Origin of the sequence: Streptomyces sp. NBC_00523 (assembly GCF_036346615.1) — a bacterium.
GTDB lineage: Bacteria > Actinomycetota > Actinomycetes > Streptomycetales > Streptomycetaceae > Streptomyces.
Genome location: NZ_CP107836.1, coordinates 2,514,287 through 2,530,603 on the forward strand (window position 1 = coordinate 2,514,287; position 16,317 = coordinate 2,530,603).

13 protein-coding genes are annotated in these 16,317 nt (G+C 71.7%); 7 read left to right on the forward strand and 6 right to left on the reverse strand.

Translation table 11 applies throughout. The features are described 5' to 3' along the window. Positions 1–116: 116 nt before the first annotated feature. On the forward strand, positions 117–527 hold the full coding sequence (locus OHS17_RS11320; protein WP_330312055.1) for a peptidoglycan-binding domain-containing protein: 411 nt from the start codon (positions 117–119) through the stop codon (positions 525–527). Positions 528–618: 91 nt separating this feature from the next. Here the strand turns inward: OHS17_RS11320 and OHS17_RS11325 are convergent, their stop codons facing one another. Next, positions 619–2,841, reverse strand: coding sequence for an MMPL family transporter (locus OHS17_RS11325; protein ID WP_330312056.1), 2,223 nt, complete (start codon positions 2,839–2,841; stop codon positions 619–621). 183 nt (positions 2,842–3,024) lie between these two features. Between OHS17_RS11325 and OHS17_RS11330 the strand changes: the two genes are divergently transcribed. From OHS17_RS11330 to OHS17_RS11340, 3 genes are all read left to right on the forward strand, one after another. After that, the gene (locus tag OHS17_RS11330) at positions 3,025–3,744 is read left to right on the forward strand and encodes a TetR/AcrR family transcriptional regulator (RefSeq protein WP_330312057.1); all 720 of its coding nucleotides are present in this window, start codon (positions 3,025–3,027) and stop codon (positions 3,742–3,744) included. Positions 3,745–3,822: 78 nt separating this feature from the next. Then, positions 3,823–4,131, forward strand: a complete 309-nt coding sequence (locus OHS17_RS11335; RefSeq protein ID WP_330312058.1) for a heavy-metal-associated domain-containing protein — start codon at positions 3,823–3,825, stop codon at positions 4,129–4,131. A gap of 103 nt (positions 4,132–4,234) precedes the next feature. Continuing rightward, on the forward strand, positions 4,235–6,694 hold the full coding sequence (locus OHS17_RS11340) for a heavy metal translocating P-type ATPase (protein ID WP_330312059.1): 2,460 nt from the start codon (positions 4,235–4,237) through the stop codon (positions 6,692–6,694). A gap of 561 nt (positions 6,695–7,255) precedes the next feature. On the opposite strand, the gene OHS17_RS11345 is transcribed toward OHS17_RS11340, so the two are convergent. Both OHS17_RS11345 and recD2 read right to left on the reverse strand, forming a co-directional pair. After that, complete coding sequence (locus OHS17_RS11345; protein ID WP_018518088.1) at positions 7,256–8,554, reverse strand: citrate synthase; 1,299 nt, start codon at positions 8,552–8,554, stop codon at positions 7,256–7,258. Between the two features lie 129 nt (positions 8,555–8,683). Then, the gene (recD2, locus tag OHS17_RS11350) at positions 8,684–11,002 is read right to left on the reverse strand and encodes an SF1B family DNA helicase RecD2 (RefSeq protein ID WP_330312060.1); all 2,319 of its coding nucleotides are present in this window, start codon (positions 11,000–11,002) and stop codon (positions 8,684–8,686) included. Positions 11,003–11,079: 77 nt separating this feature from the next. Between recD2 and OHS17_RS11355 the strand changes: the two genes are divergently transcribed. Further along, positions 11,080–11,379: a hypothetical protein gene (locus tag OHS17_RS11355; RefSeq protein WP_330312061.1), complete on the forward strand. Its 300-nt coding sequence runs from the start codon at positions 11,080–11,082 to the stop codon at positions 11,377–11,379. Next, on the forward strand, positions 11,376–11,846 hold the full coding sequence (locus OHS17_RS11360; RefSeq protein WP_330312062.1) for a hypothetical protein: 471 nt from the start codon (positions 11,376–11,378) through the stop codon (positions 11,844–11,846). Before OHS17_RS11355 ends, OHS17_RS11360 begins: the two co-directional genes overlap by 4 nt. 81 nt (positions 11,847–11,927) lie before the next feature. On the opposite strand, the gene OHS17_RS11365 is transcribed toward OHS17_RS11360, so the two are convergent. From OHS17_RS11365 to OHS17_RS11375, 3 genes are read right to left on the reverse strand one after another with little or no spacing between them, the layout of a single operon-like run. Next, positions 11,928–12,755 (reverse strand): sugar phosphate isomerase/epimerase family protein, encoded by an 828-nt coding sequence (locus OHS17_RS11365; RefSeq protein ID WP_330312063.1) that lies wholly within the window; start codon positions 12,753–12,755, stop codon positions 11,928–11,930. Continuing rightward, on the reverse strand, positions 12,752–13,897 hold the full coding sequence (locus OHS17_RS11370) for a dihydrodipicolinate synthase family protein (protein ID WP_330312064.1): 1,146 nt from the start codon (positions 13,895–13,897) through the stop codon (positions 12,752–12,754). Before OHS17_RS11370 ends, OHS17_RS11365 begins: the two co-directional genes overlap by 4 nt. 37 nt (positions 13,898–13,934) lie before the next feature. Continuing rightward, a complete protein-coding gene (locus tag OHS17_RS11375) occupies positions 13,935–15,086 on the reverse strand; it encodes a Gfo/Idh/MocA family protein (RefSeq protein ID WP_330312065.1) in 1,152 nt (383 codons plus the stop codon). A gap of 118 nt (positions 15,087–15,204) precedes the next feature. Between OHS17_RS11375 and OHS17_RS11380 the strand changes: the two genes are divergently transcribed. Next, positions 15,205–16,269, forward strand: coding sequence for a LacI family DNA-binding transcriptional regulator (locus OHS17_RS11380; RefSeq protein ID WP_330312066.1), 1,065 nt, complete (start codon positions 15,205–15,207; stop codon positions 16,267–16,269). Positions 16,270–16,317 lie beyond the last annotated feature (48 nt).

Genomic DNA, 16,317 nt, shown 5'->3' on the forward strand with positions numbered 1-16,317 from the left:
GTGGTCCGTGCGGTTCGGCGGTCTCCGGCAGTGACGTGGGGGCGGTGCGGGCTGTTGTCCTCGGTGAGACCGGGCCCCCGGGCCCGCCCCCCCTCACTCACCGAGGAGCGACCGCCATGTCCCGCACCCCCCTGTCCCCGCGCCGGTCCGCCGGCGCCTCCGCCCTGACCACCGGGCTCCTGGCCGCCGCCGCGCTGGCCGCCGCCCTGGCCGTGGCCCCGGGGGCCGCCGCCGACGCCGAGAACGTGCCCCCGGCCGGGTCCAGCCCCGTGTGCGCCTTCTACGACGGGGACGGCATGACCGTCGTCGGCGACCAGGGCGACCGCGCCTTCCAGGTGCAGTGCATGCTGGCCAACCGGCGCTACCTGCCGTGGGACGCGGTGGACGGGACGTTCGGCCTGCGCACCCTGGACGCCGTCCGGCGCTTCCAGGCCGACCACCCGCCCCTGCTCAGCACCGGCCTGGTCGACACGGACACCTGGGCCGCGCTGTGGCGGGGGGACGCTCCGGCCGACGCGGGGGCGTGACGGCGGCGGGGCGCCGGTCCCGGACCGCCGGAGGCCGACCGGACGGAGGGCCCCCGTACCGCGCCCCTCCACCCGCCCGCCCCCGCCCGGCTCACGCCCCGCTGGGCACCCGCTCCGGTTCGGCGTCCTGCTCCGGTATGGACTCCGGGGCCTCCGGCCGACCCGGCTCGCCCTCGCTCAGGCCGAACCGCTGGTGGAACCTCCGCAGCGGTGCGGGCGCCCACCAGCTCGCCCGGCCCATCAGCTTCATGACCGTCGGGACGAGCAGGCTGCGGACCACCATCGCGTCCACGAGCACGGCGAGCGCGATGCCGAGGCCGAGCATCTTGGTGTTGGTCACCCGCGAGGTGCCGATGGCGACCATCACGACCGCCAGGATCACGGCCGCCGCGGTGATCAGCCCGCCGGTGCGCCGCAGTCCGAAGGAGACCGCCCGCTCGTGGTCACCGGTGCGGTCGTACTCCTCCTTGATCCGGGAGAGCAGGAACACCCCGTAATCCATGGAGAGTCCGAAGGCGACGCAGAACATGAGCACCGGCAGTGTCGTCTCTATGTCGCCGGTACTGGTGAAGGCGAGCAGCCCGGACAGATGGCCGTCCTGGAAGACCCAGACGACGGCCCCGAACATCGCGGTGAGGCTCAGGGCGTTGAGCACGACGGCCTGGACGGGGATCAGGACGCTCCCGGTCAGCAGGAACACCAGCAGCAGCGTCACCACCGCGATGATGCCCACCGCCCACGGCAACCGGTCACCGATGGCGGCCTTGGAGTCCACCAGGACCGCCGCCGTGCCCGTCACCGAGGTGTCGAAGGGGGCGGACTCGGCGCGCAGATCCTTCACCAGGCGCTGGGTCTCCTCGCCCACCGGCTCGCCCTTGCCCAGCACGCTGAAGTAGGCGTTCCGCCCCTCCGTGACCGGCCCGTCCACCCGGAGCACCCCAGGCAGCGCGGCGAGTCTGCCGCGGTACTCGGCGTACTGGGCGGGTGTCGCCCCGCCCTCCGCCAGGATGTCCAGGCTCCCGCCGGGGCTGCCGGGGAAGCCGTCCCGCAGATGCTGCTGCACCACATGGGGCTCGGAGGAGGCGGGCAGCTGCCGGTCGTCCGCCGTACCGAACCTGACACCCAGGAAGGGCAGTCCGAGGAGGATGAGCCCGACGCTCGTGACCACCGCGAAGACCGGGGCCCTGCGCATCACCAGGGCCGTGAACCGGGCCCACCCCGCACCGGCCTCCGCCTGCGGCTTCGCGCGGCCCCGCCGCAGCAGCTTCCGGAGGTCCAGCGAGTTGACCCGGGGGCCGAGGAGCATCAGCGCGGCCGGCAGGAGGATCAGCGCGGCCGCGGCGGCGAGGAGCACCACGGCGATCCCGGCGTACGCGAAGGAGCGCAGGAAGTACTGCGGGAAGACCAGCATCGCGGCGAGCGACACCGCGACGGTCAGCGCGGAGAACAGCACGGTCCGGCCCGCCGTGCGCAGCGTCGTCCCGATGGCCGTCCGGGTCGGTGCGCCGGCCGCCAGCTCCTCGCGGAAGCGGCGCACGATGAACAGGGCGTAGTCGATGGCGAGTCCGAGTCCGAGTGCCGTGGTGAGGTTCTGGGCGAAGACGGAGACGTCGGTGAACTCGGTGATGCCGCGCAGCACCGCGTTGGTCCCCAGGATGGCGACGATGCCCACACCCAGGGGCAGCAGGGCGGCGATCGCGCTGCCGAAGACCATGACGAGCAGCACCAGCGTCACCGGCAGGGCGATCATCTCGGCCCGCAGCAGGTCCTCCTCGATGAGCGTCTGCATCTCGTGCTGGACGGCCACGGGCCCGCCGAGCGAGACGCGCACCGGCCCGTGCTCGCCCCGGTAGTGCGGGGCTATCCGGTCCAGCACCTCGCCCGACGCCTTGTCGTCGCCCTCGATCCGGGCGGCGATCAGCGCCTCCTTGCCGTCCTCGGCGCGCAGCGCGGGCGCCTTGTCCTGCCAGTAGGAGCGGACGCCCACGACATCCGCCTCACCCGCCAGCCGCTCGGCCAGGCGCGCCGCCTCGGCGGCCACGGCCGGGTCGTCCACGGAGGCGCCGCCGCTGTCGACCAGCAGCAGCAGATTCGGCTGGGAGGCGGGGAACTCGCGCTCCAGGGCCTTCGTGGCGTAGGTCGACTCGGCGTCCGGGGCCTGCCAGCCGCCGCTGCCCATCCGGTCGGCGACCCCGCTGCCCGCGAGGACCGCGAGCGCGGTGATCACCAGAGCCGCCAGCAGCGAGAGCCGGGGACGCGCGGTGACGAAGCGCGTCCAGCCCCCCAGTCGCTGCGGGCCGTTGACTTCAGGCATGGTGCGAGGTCCCCTTTTCCCCGGATCCGGGCGCGCGGGGCGGCAGCACGAGGCAGCCGCACAGGGCAGCATGGATCAGTCATTGCCACATACACCGGCAAACACGAGTCATCGCTCGCGTTTCTTTAGAATGCGAGCGACCACTCGTGTTTGTCAACCGTGCACGAAAGCTGGGGATTCACCGTGTCGCAGTCCAGAGCGGCGGGCTCCGAAGACGCCGGGGCCGCCGAAGGCGCCGGGACCACCGGCAGGGCCGACGCCCCCGCCCGGCCGCGCAGGCGGCAGGCCCGGGGCGAGGCCCGTATCGCGCAGCTGCTCAAGGCCGCCGCCGACGTGTTCTGCACGACCGGCTACACCGCGGCGAGCACCAACGCCATCGCGCGCGAGGCCGGGGTCTCCCCCGGCACGCTCTACCAGTTCTTCCCCAACAAGGAGGCCATCGCGGTCGAACTCGGCGACCAGCTCCTGGCCCGCTGGCGGGAGACCTACGGGGCCGCCTTCCTCGCCGACCACCTGGAACTCCCGCTGGACCGGATGCTCGACGCCACCCTCGACCCGCTGATCGAGTTCAACTGCGCGAACCCGGCCTTCACGGTCCTGATGCACGGCCCCGAGATCCCGGGCATGCCCTCCAAGGACCACGACGCGGTACACATCACGATGCTCAGCCGCGTCGAAACGATCCTCGCCGGATACCTGCCGGACCGACCGCCCGCCGAGGTCACCCGGATCGCCACGATGATCTTCAACATCTTCAAGTCCGGGCTGGACGTGATCATGGCGCACGAGGGCGACGAACGGGAGGCGTACATCCGGGAGGTGAAGACGGTCCTCCACCGGTACCTCGAACCCATGATCCCCGACGACACGACGGCCGGGCCTCGCTCGCGTCATACCCCCTAGGGGTATAAAGTGGGAAGCGGGGAGGCGCACCGGTGTGCGGCCCTCCGCCCCCGTGTGCCCGTCGAAGAGGAGAACACCATGACCGCCGAGACCCAGCTCCCCCAGGCGACCGGCTCCTGCTGCTCGCCCAGCGGTTCCTGCCACGACAGCGCGGGCGCCGACGCCGGGCAGTCCGGCGTGACCACCGTCTACCAGGTGACCGGCATGACCTGCGGCCACTGCGAGGGCGCCGTCACCGAGGAGGTCTCCGCCATCGAGGGTGTCACCTCCGTGAAGGCCGTGGCCTCCACCGGGCAGGTGACGGTGGTCTCGGAGGGCCCCCTGGACGACGAGGCCGTGCGCGCCGCCGTGGACGAGGCGGGCTACGAGCTCACCGGGCGCGCCTGACCGCCCCGGGACCACCCACCCGCGACACCCCGTCCCGACCGGGCCGCACCGACCAGCCGATACTGGTGGGGTACGGCCCGGTCGGCGTTCCAGGAGCTCGGACATGCACAGCGCATCGGACACCCACAGCGCGACGGAGGCCGGCGCCCCGGAGGCGGAGCTCTCCCGGGCCGACTTCACGATCGGCGGCATGACCTGCGCCTCATGCGCGGCCCGTGTCGAGAAGAAGCTCAACCGGATGGACGGCGTCACGGCCACCGTGAACTACGCCACGGAGAAGGCTCGCGTCAGCTATGACGCCGCCGCCGTCTCCGTAGGCGATCTTGTGGCTACGGTGGAGAGGACCGGCTATACGGCGAAGCCGCTGCCCGGGACCGCCGCACGGGCCCCCGAGCCCGCCGCCACCTCGGAAGCCCCTGAAGCCGCGGAAGCCCCGCAGGCCGAGCAGGCCCCGCGGCCCGCCACCGCCGAAGCCCCGCACGCCCCACAAGCCCCGCAGCCCACCCCCCGCACGCCCCGGCCGGAACCGGAAGCGGAAGCCCCGCCGCACTCCGAAGCCGACCCCGGAGCCGACCCCGACGACACCCCCGACCCCGCCCTCGCCGCCCTCCGGCAGCGGCTCATCGTCTCCGCCGCGCTCGCCGCCCCCGTGGTCGCCCTGGCGATGATCCCCGCCCTCCAGTTCGACTTCTGGCAGTGGCTCTCGCTCACCCTCGCCGCGCCGGTCGTGGTCTGGGGCGGGCTGCCCTTCCACCGGGCCACCTGGACCAACCTGAGGCACGGCGCGGCGACCATGGACACCCTCGTGTCCGTCGGGACGCTCGCCGCCTTCGGCTGGTCGCTGTGGGCGCTGTTCCTCGGCGACGCCGGAATGCCCGGCATGCGGCACGGCTTCGATCTGACGGCCTCCCGGGCCGACGCCTCGTCCACCCTCTACCTGGAGGTCGCGGCGGGCGTCGTCACCTTCATCCTGCTGGGCCGCTATCTGGAAGCGAAGTCCAAGCGGAGGGCCGGGTCCGCGCTGCGCGCCCTGATGCACCTCGGCGCCAAGGACGTGACCGTCCTGCGTGACGGCGCCGAGGTCCGGGTGCCCGTCGCCCGGCTCGTCGTGGGCGACCGCTTCACCGTCCGCCCCGGCGAGAAGGTCGCCACGGACGGCACCGTGGTCGAGGGCTCCTCGGCCGTGGACGCGTCCATGCTCACCGGCGAGTCCGTCCCCGTGGACGTGGGCGCCGGCGACGCGGTGACCGGCGCGACGCTCAACGTCTCCGGCCGCCTCGTCGTGGAGGCGACCCGGGTCGGCACGGACACCCGGCTGGCCCGGATGGCGAAGCTGGTCGAGGACGCGCAGAACGGCAAGGCCGAGGTGCAGCGCCTCGCGGACCGGATCTCGGCGGTGTTCGTCCCGGTCGTCCTGCTGCTCTCCCTCGCCACGCTCATCGGCTGGCTGCTGGCCACCGACGACGTGACGGCGGCGTTCACGGCGGCGGTCGCGGTCCTGATCATCGCCTGCCCCTGCGCCCTCGGCCTCGCCACGCCGACCGCGCTCATGGTCGGTACGGGGCGCGGCGCCCAGCTCGGCATCCTGATCAAAGGCCCCGAGGTCCTGGAATCCACCCGCCGGGTCGACACGATCGTCCTGGACAAGACCGGCACCGTCACCACGGGCCGGATGACCCTCCAGGCCGTCCACACGGCCCCCGGAACCACCGAGGCCGACGCCCTCCGCCTCGCCGGAGCCCTGGAACACGCCTCCGAACACCCCATCGCCCAGGCCGTCGCCTCCTCGGCCGCGGAACGCACCGGCGTGCCCCTCCCCTCCCCCGAGGGCTTCACCAACGTGCCCGGACTCGGCGTCCGGGGCACCGTCGAGGGCCACACCGTCCTCGTCGGGCGCTCCCGGCTGCTCACCGAGGCCGGGATCACCCTCCCCGACCTCCTGGCCGCCGCCGTCACGGACGCCGCCGCTCAAGGGCGTACGGCCGTCGCGGTCGGCTGGGACGGTGAGGCGCGCGCGGTCCTGGAAGTCGCCGACGCGATCAAGGACACCAGTGCGGAGGCCGTCGCCGCGCTCCGGGATCTCGGCCTCACGCCGATCCTGCTGACCGGTGACCACCGCGCCGTGGCGGAGTCCGTGGCCCGCGAGGCCGGGATCGACGAGGTCCGCGCCGAGGTGCTGCCGGAGGAGAAGGCGCACGTCATCCGGGGTCTCCAGGACCAGGGACGGGTCGTCGCCATGGTCGGCGACGGGGTCAACGACGCCGCCGCGCTGGCCACTGCCGACCTCGGTCTGGCGATGGGCACGGGCACGGATGCCGCGATCGAGGCGAGCGACCTCACCCTGGTTCGTGGAGATCTCAAGGTGACAGCAGACGCCATCCGCCTCTCCCGGCGCACCCTCACCACCATCAGGGGCAACCTTCTCTGGGCATTCGGCTACAACGTGGCCGCCCTACCCCTTGCGGCATTTGGGCTGCTCAACCCTATGATTGCCGGAGCGGCGATGGCGTTCTCATCGGTCTTCGTCGTGACGAACAGCCTGCGCCTGCGGTCCTTCACCTAATTTCCACAATGAGATTCAGATCACATCGGTTTCAGGGTAACCATTCGATGGGTTCGTAAGTCTTAGAGTGCGATGCCAAGGATGTCTTGGGGGACGTCCGACGGAGCATCTTGGGGGATGCTCCGGGCAAGAGTGGGCCGGGGCACGTACACCGGGGAGCTTTGAGCGGCCCTCCCGTCGGTACGTACCCCGGCAGACCACAGCGCAGGAGCAGGACAAGCAGTACCGAGGCACAGCCCAGGAGCTACGGCTCCCACTGAACGCCCGGCCGGATCCCGTGGGGGGAATCCGCTCCGGGACATGGGAAGCGCCTCGCCGTCGGCCCGTGGGGGGATCGATGGCGAGGCGCTTCTCTCTTTTGCGCGGGAGCGCACTCCCGGACGGCGCGCACCCCGGCGCACGCGCGTGTGGCGCACCCCGTACACCCCCGGAAGACGCCCGACCGCACGCCCCCGGAAACGCCCGACGCCCCCGACCGCCGCGTCGCTCGGGGCGAGGGCGCGGCAGGCGGGGGCGGCGGGTCCGGCGTCAGTCAGGGCCGGGTGATGCGGGAGGGGGCGTTCAGCGGCCCTCGACCGGGACGAAGTCGCGCAGGACCTCGCCGGTGTAGATCTGGCGCGGGCGGCCGATGCGGGAGCCGGGCTCCTTGATCATCTCGTGCCACTGGGCGATCCAGCCGGGGAGCCGGCCGAGCGCGAAGAGCACGGTGAACATCTCGGTCGGGAAGCCCATCGCGCGGTAGATGAGGCCCGTGTAGAAGTCCACGTTCGGGTAGAGGTTGCGCGAGACGAAGTACTCGTCGGAGAGCGCGTGCTCCTCCAGCTTGAGCGCGATGTCCAGCAGCTCGTCGGACTTGCCGAGGGCGGACAGCACGTCGTGCGCGGCGGCCTTGATGATCTTGGCGCGCGGGTCGAAGGACTTGTACACCCGGTGGCCGAAGCCCATCAGGCGGACGCCGTCCTCCTTGTTCTTCACCTTGCGGATGAAGGAGTCGACGTCGCCGCCGTTGGCCTGGATGCCTTCCAGCATCTCCAGGACGGACTGGTTGGCGCCGCCGTGCAGGGGGCCCCAGAGCGCCGAGATGCCGGCGGAGATCGAGGCGAACATGTTCGCCTGCGAGGAGCCGACCAGGCGCACGGTGGAGGTCGAACAGTTCTGCTCGTGGTCCGCGTGCAGGATGAGCAGCTTGTCGAGCGCCGAGACGACGACCGGGTCCAGCTCGTACTCCTGGGCGGGGACCGAGAAGGTCATGCGCAGGAAGTTCTCGACGTAGCCCAGGTCGTTGCGCGGGTAGACGAACGGGTGACCGATCGACTTCTTGTACGCGTACGCGGCGATGGTCGGGAGCTTGGCGAGCAGCCGGATGGTCGAGAGGTGGCGCTGCTCCTCGTCGAACGGGTTGTGGCTGTCCTGGTAGAACGTGGACAGCGCGCTGACGACCGAGGACAGCATGGCCATCGGGTGGGCGTCGCGCGGGAAGCCGTCGAAGAACCGCTTGACGTCCTCGTGCAGCAGCGTGTGCTGGGTGATCTCGTTCTTGAAGGTCGACAGCTCGTCGACCTTGGGAAGCTCACCGTTGATCAGCGTGTACGCGACCTCGAGGAAGGTCGAACGCTCCGCGAGCTGCTCGATCGGGTAGCCGCGGTAGCGCAGGATGCCCTGCTCGCCGTCGAGGTAGGTGATGGCCGATTTATAGGCAGCGGTGTTGCCGTATCCGCTGTCCAGCGTCACCAGGCCGGTGTTCGCCCGGAGCTTCCCGATGTCGAAGCCCTTGTCGCCGACGGTGCTGTCGATCACCGGGTAGGTGTACTCGCCATCGCCGTACCGCAGTACCACAGCGTTGTTGGTGTGCTCGCTCACGTCATCCCTCACCGACGTAGTGCCTCTTCTTCGAGGTTCCCTGACTGTCTCCACCCTCCCCCATTTGGCTCAGGAGAGTGCACTCGGGGTCGTCCATTGGACCTACTCGCGGCACTGAGTGCCGCGAACTTAGCCATCCTGCCCCCTTGACTGCGGTTCCGGAAGACCTCCGTGATGTTTCCCACCGATTTGATCGATCATTTTTACCGACGATCCTCCGTCGCCGCCTCCGCGGAGCCGGTGATCCAGCGCCGTACAGCGTCTGCCTGCGGAAACCGTGCGGACCGCCTGGCCGATCGCCTGCCGCGAGCCGACCAGCACGACGAGCTTCTTGGCCCTGGTCACGGCGGTGTAGAGCAGGTTGCGCTGGAGCATCATCCAGGCACTCTTCGTCACGGGGATGACGACGGCCGGGTACTCGCTGCCCTGGGAACGGTGGATCGTCATGGCGTACGCGTGGGCGAGCTCGTCCAGCTCGTCGAAGTCGTAGCCGACCTCCTCGTCCTCGTCGGTGAGGACCGTCAGCCGCTGTTCGTCCAGGTCGAGGCCGGTGACGACGCCCACCGTGCCGTTGAAGACGCCGTTCTCCCCCTTGTCATAGTTGTTGCGGATCTGGGTGACCTTGTCCCCCACCCGGAAGACCCGGCCGCCGAACCGCTTCTCGGGCACGTCCGGCCGGCCCGGGGTGATCGCCTGCTGGAGCAGCCCGTTGAGATGTCCGGCCCCGGCCGGGCCCCGGTGCATGGGGGCGAGCACCTGGACGTCCCGGCGCGGGTTCAGCCCGAACTTGGCCGGAATACGACGGGCCGCGACGTCCACCGCGAGCACCCCGGCGTCCTCCGTCTCGTCCTCCACGAAGAGGAAGAAGTCATTGAGCCCCTGAGTGAGGGGCGGTACGCCGGAATTGATGCGGTGCGCGTTGGTGACGACGCCCGACTGCTGGGCCTGGCGGAAAATCGTGGTCAGCCGGACCGCGGGCACCGGGCCGCCGTCGGCGAGGAGGTCCCGCAGCACCTCCCCCGCCCCCACCGACGGCAGTTGGTCCACATCACCGACGAGCAGCAGGTGGGCACCCGGTGCCACCGCCTTCACCAGCTTGTTGGCGAGCAGCAGATCGAGCATCGACGCCTCGTCCACGACGACGAGGTCGGCGTCGAGCGGGCGGTCCTTGTCGTACGCCGCGTCGCCGCCCGGTTTCAGTTCGAGCAGCCGGTGCACGGTGGACGCCTCGGTCCCCGTCAGCTCCGAGAGCCGCTTGGCGGCCCGGCCGGTGGGTGCGGCCAGCACGACCTTGGCCTTCTTGGCCCGGGCCAGCTCCACGATGGACCGGACCGTGAACGACTTGCCGCAGCCCGGGCCGCCGGTCAGCACGGCGACCTTCCGGCTCAGCGCGAGCCGCACGGCGGCCTCCTGCTCCGGCGCGAGCTTGGCGCCCGTCCGGCCCGCGAGCCACTTCAGCGCCTTGTCCCAGTCCACGTCCGCGAAGGCGGGCATCCGCTCCTCGGGCGTCCGCAGCAGCCGTCGCACCTGGGCGGCGAGCGAGATCTCCGCCCGGTGGAACGGGACCAGGTAGACCGCCGTGACCGGCTCGCCGCCCTCCGGCGACGGCACCTTCTCCCGTACGACGCCCTCCGGTTCCTCGGCCAGCTCCGCCAGGCACTCGATGACGAGCCCGGTGTCCACCTGGAGCAGCTTCACCGCGTCCGCGATCAGCCGTTCCTCGGGCAGGAAGCAGTGGCCCTGGTCGGTGGACTGCGACAGCGCGTACTGCAGCCCGGCCTTCACGCGTTCCGGGCTGTCGTGCGGGATGCCGACCGCCTGGGCGATCTTGTCGGCGGTCAGGAAGCCGATGCCCCAGACGTCGGCGGCCAGCCGGTAGGGCTGGTTCTTCACGACGGAGATCGAGGCGTCCTCGTACTTCTTGTAGATCCGCACGGCGATGGAGGTCGAGACGCCGACGCCCTGGAGGAAGACCATGACCTCCTTGATCGCCTTCTGCTCCTCCCACGCGGCCGCGATCATCTTCGTCCGCTTGGGCCCGAGGCCGGGGACCTCGATGAGCCGCTTGGGCTCGCTCTCGATGATGTCCAGCGTGTCCACGCCGAAATGAGTGGTGATCCGGTCGGCCATCACCGGCCCGATGCCCTTGATCAGCCCGGAGCCGAGGTAGCGCCGGATGCCCTGGATGGTGGCGGGGAGGACGGTCCGGTAGTTCTCCACGTGGAACTGCTTGCCGTACTGCGAGTGGGACCCCCAGCGCCCTTCCATCCGCAAGGACTCCCCGGGCTGCGCCCCGAGCAACGCCCCGACGACGGTGAGCAGATCGTTGCTCCCCCTCCCGGTGTCGACGCGGGCGACGGTGTAGCCGTTCTCCTCGTTGGCGTACGTGATCCTCTCCAGCACGCCTTCGAGGACGGCCAGGTTGGGGGTGTGGGGCGTGGTGGGCATGGGGAGACGGTACCCGGGCCGGCTGACACACCAGCCGCACACAGGACGCCCGTAACACTCGGTGTTACCGTTGCCGCATGGCCACTGAACGCTTTTCCGTCAGCATGCCGGGCGAGGTCCGCAACCGGATCAAGCAGCACGCCGCTGCCGCCGGACTCGACGTCTCAACCTTTCTGACGATTGCCGCACAGGCACAGATGGACCAGCAGGACCGCGTCAGGAAGGTCTTCGCCCCGTTCGACGAAGCGCGTGCGGCGGCCGAGGAGCAGGCAGGAACCGGAAGCTGGGCGGGCGACGACATCGCGCTGACCCACGCGGAACAAGCGGAGGTCGACGCCATCCTCGGCCGCCCTTCACGGGGTGAGACCGCCGCGTGAGTGTCGTCGTCTACGACACCGGCATGCTGATGGCGCTGGTGAGCCAGAACCAACGGGCACACGCTCTGCACAAGGGCTTCGTCGTCGCGGGCGGCCACCAGCCGATCGTTCCCGGTCCCGCCCTGTCACAGGCATGGCGGACGAGCCCGAAGACCGCCTACGCGTGGAAGCGCCTCCTCGCCGACGTCTTCGTCTTCCCCGCGGCCCGGACGCGGCTGTCCGCGGACGACGTGCCCCACTGCCTGCCCTGCGCGGCCGGCATGACCATCGAGCACTGGAAAATAGTCGGCGACATGATCGGCGCGGCCGCCCTGCCTCCCAAGAAGCGCCCGGACCCGGTGGACGCCCTGGCTGTCTTCGTCGCGGCAGTCCATGGCGGAGGCGCCGTGCTGACCTCTGACGCCCATGACATCGCGGCATACGCCGCCACGTTGCCGGCCGCCGACGTCTCGGCCGTCGCCGTCTGACTTGGCGGTCCCACCGGCCGTCATGGTCCCCCGGCACCCCGGGACCCGCACCGCACAGGCGGGCCCCGGGGCGGGGCGGATTCAGCAGGCGTGCTCGGCGTACCGGGCCGCCACCTCCGCCAGGACCTCCGCGCCGTCGCGCGCCCACAGCGCCTCGTTGAAGATCTCCACCTCGACCGGGCCGTCGAAGCCCGTCGCCTCCACCGCCTCGCGGAAGAAGCGGAAGTCGACACTGCCCTCGCCGAGCTGGCCCCTGCCGAGCAGGACGCCGGCCGGGAGAGGGGTGATCCAGTCCGCGAGCTGGAAGGAGTGGATGCGGCCCGCCGCACCGGCCCGCGCGATCTGGGCGGGCGCCTGGTCGTCCCACCAGAGGTGGTACGTGTCCACGACGACGCCCACCTGCTCGGCCGGGAAGCGCTCGGCGAGGTCCAGGGCCTGGGAGAGCGTCGAGACCACGCACCGGTCCGAGGCGAACATGGGGTGCAGGGGCTCGATGGCCAGACGCACCCCGCGTTCGGCGGCGTACGGCGCCAGCTCGGCCAGAGCGTCCGCGATGCGTTCGCGGGCGCCGTGCAGGTCCTTGCTGCCCTCCGGAAGGCCGCCCGAGACGAGGACCAGGGTGTCCGTGCCCACGCCCGCCGCCTCGTCCAGCGCGGCGCGGTTGTCGTCCAGGGCGCGAGCGCGCTCGCCCGGGTCCGGGGCGGTGAGGAAGCCGCCCCGGCACAGGCTGGTGACGGTCAGGCCGTGGTCGGACAGCAACCGGGCCGTCGCCTCGACCCCGTACGACTGCACCGGGGCCCGCCAGAGGCCGACCTTGTCGATGCCCCCCTTCGCGCAGCCCTCGGCCAGCTCGGGGAGCGACCACTGCTTGATGGTCTCCTGGTTGATGGAGAGCCGTCCGTCGCTCATCGGGTGCCTCCCCACACGGTCAGCAGTGCGCGCATCCTCGACTCCGCCAGTTCCGGGTCCGGGAACAGGCCGAGCCCGTCGGCGAGTTCGTACGCCTTCGCCAGGTGCGGGAGCGAGCGGGCCGACTGGAGGCCGCCCACCATCGTGAAGTGGTCCTGGTGGCCCGCCAGCCAGGCGAGGAAGACGACGCCCGTCTTGTAGAAGCGGGTCGGCGCCTGGAAGAGGTGCCGGGACAACTCGACCGTCGGATCGAGCAGCTCGCGGAAGCCCTTCGTGTCACCGGTGTCCAGGACCCGTACCGCGTGCGCGGCCAGCGGGCCCAGCGGGTCGAAGATGCCGAGCAGCGCGTGGCTGAAGCCCCGGTCGTCGCCCGCGATCAGCTCCGGGTAGTTGAAGTCGTCCCCGGTGTAGCAGCGGACCCCGCTCGGCAGGCGGCGGCGCACGTCGATCTCGCGGTCCGCGTCGAGCAGCGACATCTTGATGCCGTCGACCTTGTCCGGGTGCTCCGCGATGACCTGGAGGAAGGTGTCGGTGGCGAGGTCCAGGTCGGTGGAGCCCCAGTAGCCTTCGAGCGCCGGGTCGAACATCGGGCCCAGCCAGTGCAGGACGACCGGTTCGGTGGCCTGGCGCAGCAGATGGGCGTACGTGTCCAGGTAGTCCTGGGGCCCCTGCGCGGCGGCGGCGAGGGCGCGGGAGGCCATCAGGATCGCCTGGGCGCCGCTCTCCTCGACCACGGCGAGCTGTTCCTCGTACGCCGCGCGCACCTCGGCGAGCGTGGTCGGACCGGGCGGCAGCTGGTCCGTGCCGACGCCGCAGGCGATGCGGCCGCCGACCGACCTGGCCTCGGCGGCCGAGCGGCGGATCAGCTCCTCGGCGCCCGCCCAGTCCAGGCCCATGCCGCGCTGCGCGGTGTCCATCGCCTCGGCCACGCCCAGGCCGTGCGCCCAGAGGTGGCGGCGGAAGGCGAGGGTGGCGTCCCAGTCGACGGCGGCCGGGGAGTCCGGCGAGACGTCGGCGTACGGGTCGGCGACGACGTGCGCCGCGGAGAAGACCGTACGGGAGGCCAGCGGCGTGCCCGTCGGGGTGAGGTCGAGCGGGGTGGCCCGGGGTTCGTACGGGCCCTGCGGGAGATGGATGGTCACGGTGACGGCTCCTGGGGTACGGGAGGGAGGCGGCGGGTCACAGGGACAGCTCCGGGACGTCCAGGCGGCGGCCCTCCGCGTGGGACTTCAGGCCCAGCTCCGCGAGCTGCACGCCGCGGGCGCCCGCCATCAGGTCCCAGGCGTACGGCTCGTCCAGCACGATGTGGCGGAGGAACAGCTCCCACTGGGCCTTGAAGCCGTTGTCGAAGACGGCGTTGTCCGGGACCTCCTGCCACTGGTCGCGGAAGGACTCGGTGACCGGCAGGTCCGGATTCCAGACCGGCTTCGGGGTGGCCGAGCGGTGCTGGACGCGGCAGTTGCGCAGGCCCGCGACGGCGGAGCCGTGGGTGCCGTCCACCTGGAACTCGACCAGCTCGTCGCGGTTGACCCGGACCGCCCAGGAGGAGTTGATCTGGGCGACCGCGCCGCCCTCCAGCTGGAAGATGCCGTAGGCGGCGTCGTCGGCGGTCGCCGCGTACGGCTCGCCGCGCTCGTCCCGGCGCTCCGGGATGTGGGTCTGGACGTGCGCCTGGACCGTGGTGACCCGGCCGAACAGCTCGTGGAGCACGTACTCCCAGTGCGGGAACATGTCCACGACGATGCCGCCGCCGTCCTCCGCGCGGTAGTTCCAGGAGGGGCGCTGCGCCTCCTGCCAGTCGCCCTCGAAGACCCAGTAGCCGAACTCGCCGCGCACGGACAGGATCTCGCCGAAGAAGCCGCCGTCGATGAGGCGCTTCAGCTTCAGCAGGCCCGGCAGGAAGATCTTGTCCTGGACGACGCCGTGCTTGATGCCGGCGTCCTGGGCCAGCCGGGCCAGGTCGAGGGCGCCCTCGACGTCCGTGGCGGTGGGCTTCTCGGTGTAGATGTGCTTGCCCGCGGCGACGGCCTTCTTGATCGCCTCCACCCGGGCCTGGGTGACCTGGGCGTCGAAGTAGATGTCGATGGTGTCGTCCGCGAGGACCGCGTCCAGGTCGGTCGACCACTCGGTCAGGCCGTGGCGGGCGGCCAGCTCCTCCAGGGCGTGGGCGCGGCGGCCGACGAGGACCGGTTCCGGCCACAGCACGTCGCCGTCACCGAGGTCGAGGCCGCCCTGCTCGCGGATCGCGAGGATCGAGCGCACCAGGTGCTGCCGGTATCCCATGCGTCCCGTCACGCCGTTCATGGCGATGCGCACTGTCCTGCGTGTCACGAAAGTTCCCTCCGTACAGCCGTAGCAAGCGCTTTCTATGCGGGATGACGCTAGCCTGCCGACAGCGGCCCGGACAAGAGGGGGCCCGTCAATCGGTCACAGGCCACGGAGGAACGCGATGACAGTCACCCTGGCGGACGTGGCGGCCCGCGCCCGGGTGTCCCCGGCCACCGTCTCCCGTGTGCTGAACGGCAATTACCCGGTGGCGGCGTCCACCCGGGAACGGGTGCTGCGCGCGGTGGACGACCTGGACTACGTACTGAACGGGCAGGCCAGCGCCCTGGCGGCGGCCACCTCCGACCTGGTCGGCGTCCTCGTCAACGACATCGCCGACCCGTTCTTCGGGATCATGGCGGGCGCCGCGCAGACCGAGATCGGCGGGCCCGGCGACGGGTCCGGCCGGGCGGGCGGCGAGAAACTGGCGGTCGTCTGCAACACCGGCGGCTCCCCCGCCCGCGAGCTGACCTACCTCACCCTGCTCCAGCGCCAGCGCGCCGCCGCCGTCGTCCTCACCGGGGGCGCGGTGGAGGATCCGGAGCACCAGGTGGCGATGGCCGCGAAGCTGGCGAAGCTCGCGGAGGCGGGGACCCGGGTCGTGCTCTGCGGGCGGCCCCCGCTGCCGGACGGGGCGTCCGTGGTGGCGGCGCTGGCCTTCGACAACCAGGGCGGCGCCCGGCGCCTCACCGCCCATCTGCTGTCCCTGGGCCACCGCCGCATCGGCTATGTCGCGGGCCCGCTGGAACGGACCACCACCCGCCACCGGCTGGCCGGTCACCGCGAGGCGATGCGCGCGGCGGGGGCGGCCGGGGACGAGGACCGGCTGACCGTGCACGGCTCGTACGACCGGGGCTCCGGCTACGACGCCACGGTCGAACTCCTGCGCCGCGAACCGGAGATCACGGCGGTGGTCGCGGCGAACGACACGGTGGCGCTCGGCGCGGCGGCGGCGGTCCGCGACCGGGGGCTGCGCATCCCGGAGGACATCTCGGTGGCCGGCTTCGACGACCTGCCGTTCTCGGTGGACGTGGTCCCGGCCCTCACGACGGTGCGGCTGCCGCTGGTCGAGGCGGGGGCGCGGGCGGGCCGGCTGGCCATGGGCAAGGAGGACCCGCCGCCGGGCGGCATCGCGCTGATCCCGGCCGAGCTGATGGTCCGCGGCTCGACGGCGGCGCCCCGGGGGTGAGCGCCGGGGGGCGGGGTACGTGTCAGGGCGCCCGCCTCTCGTGAGGTG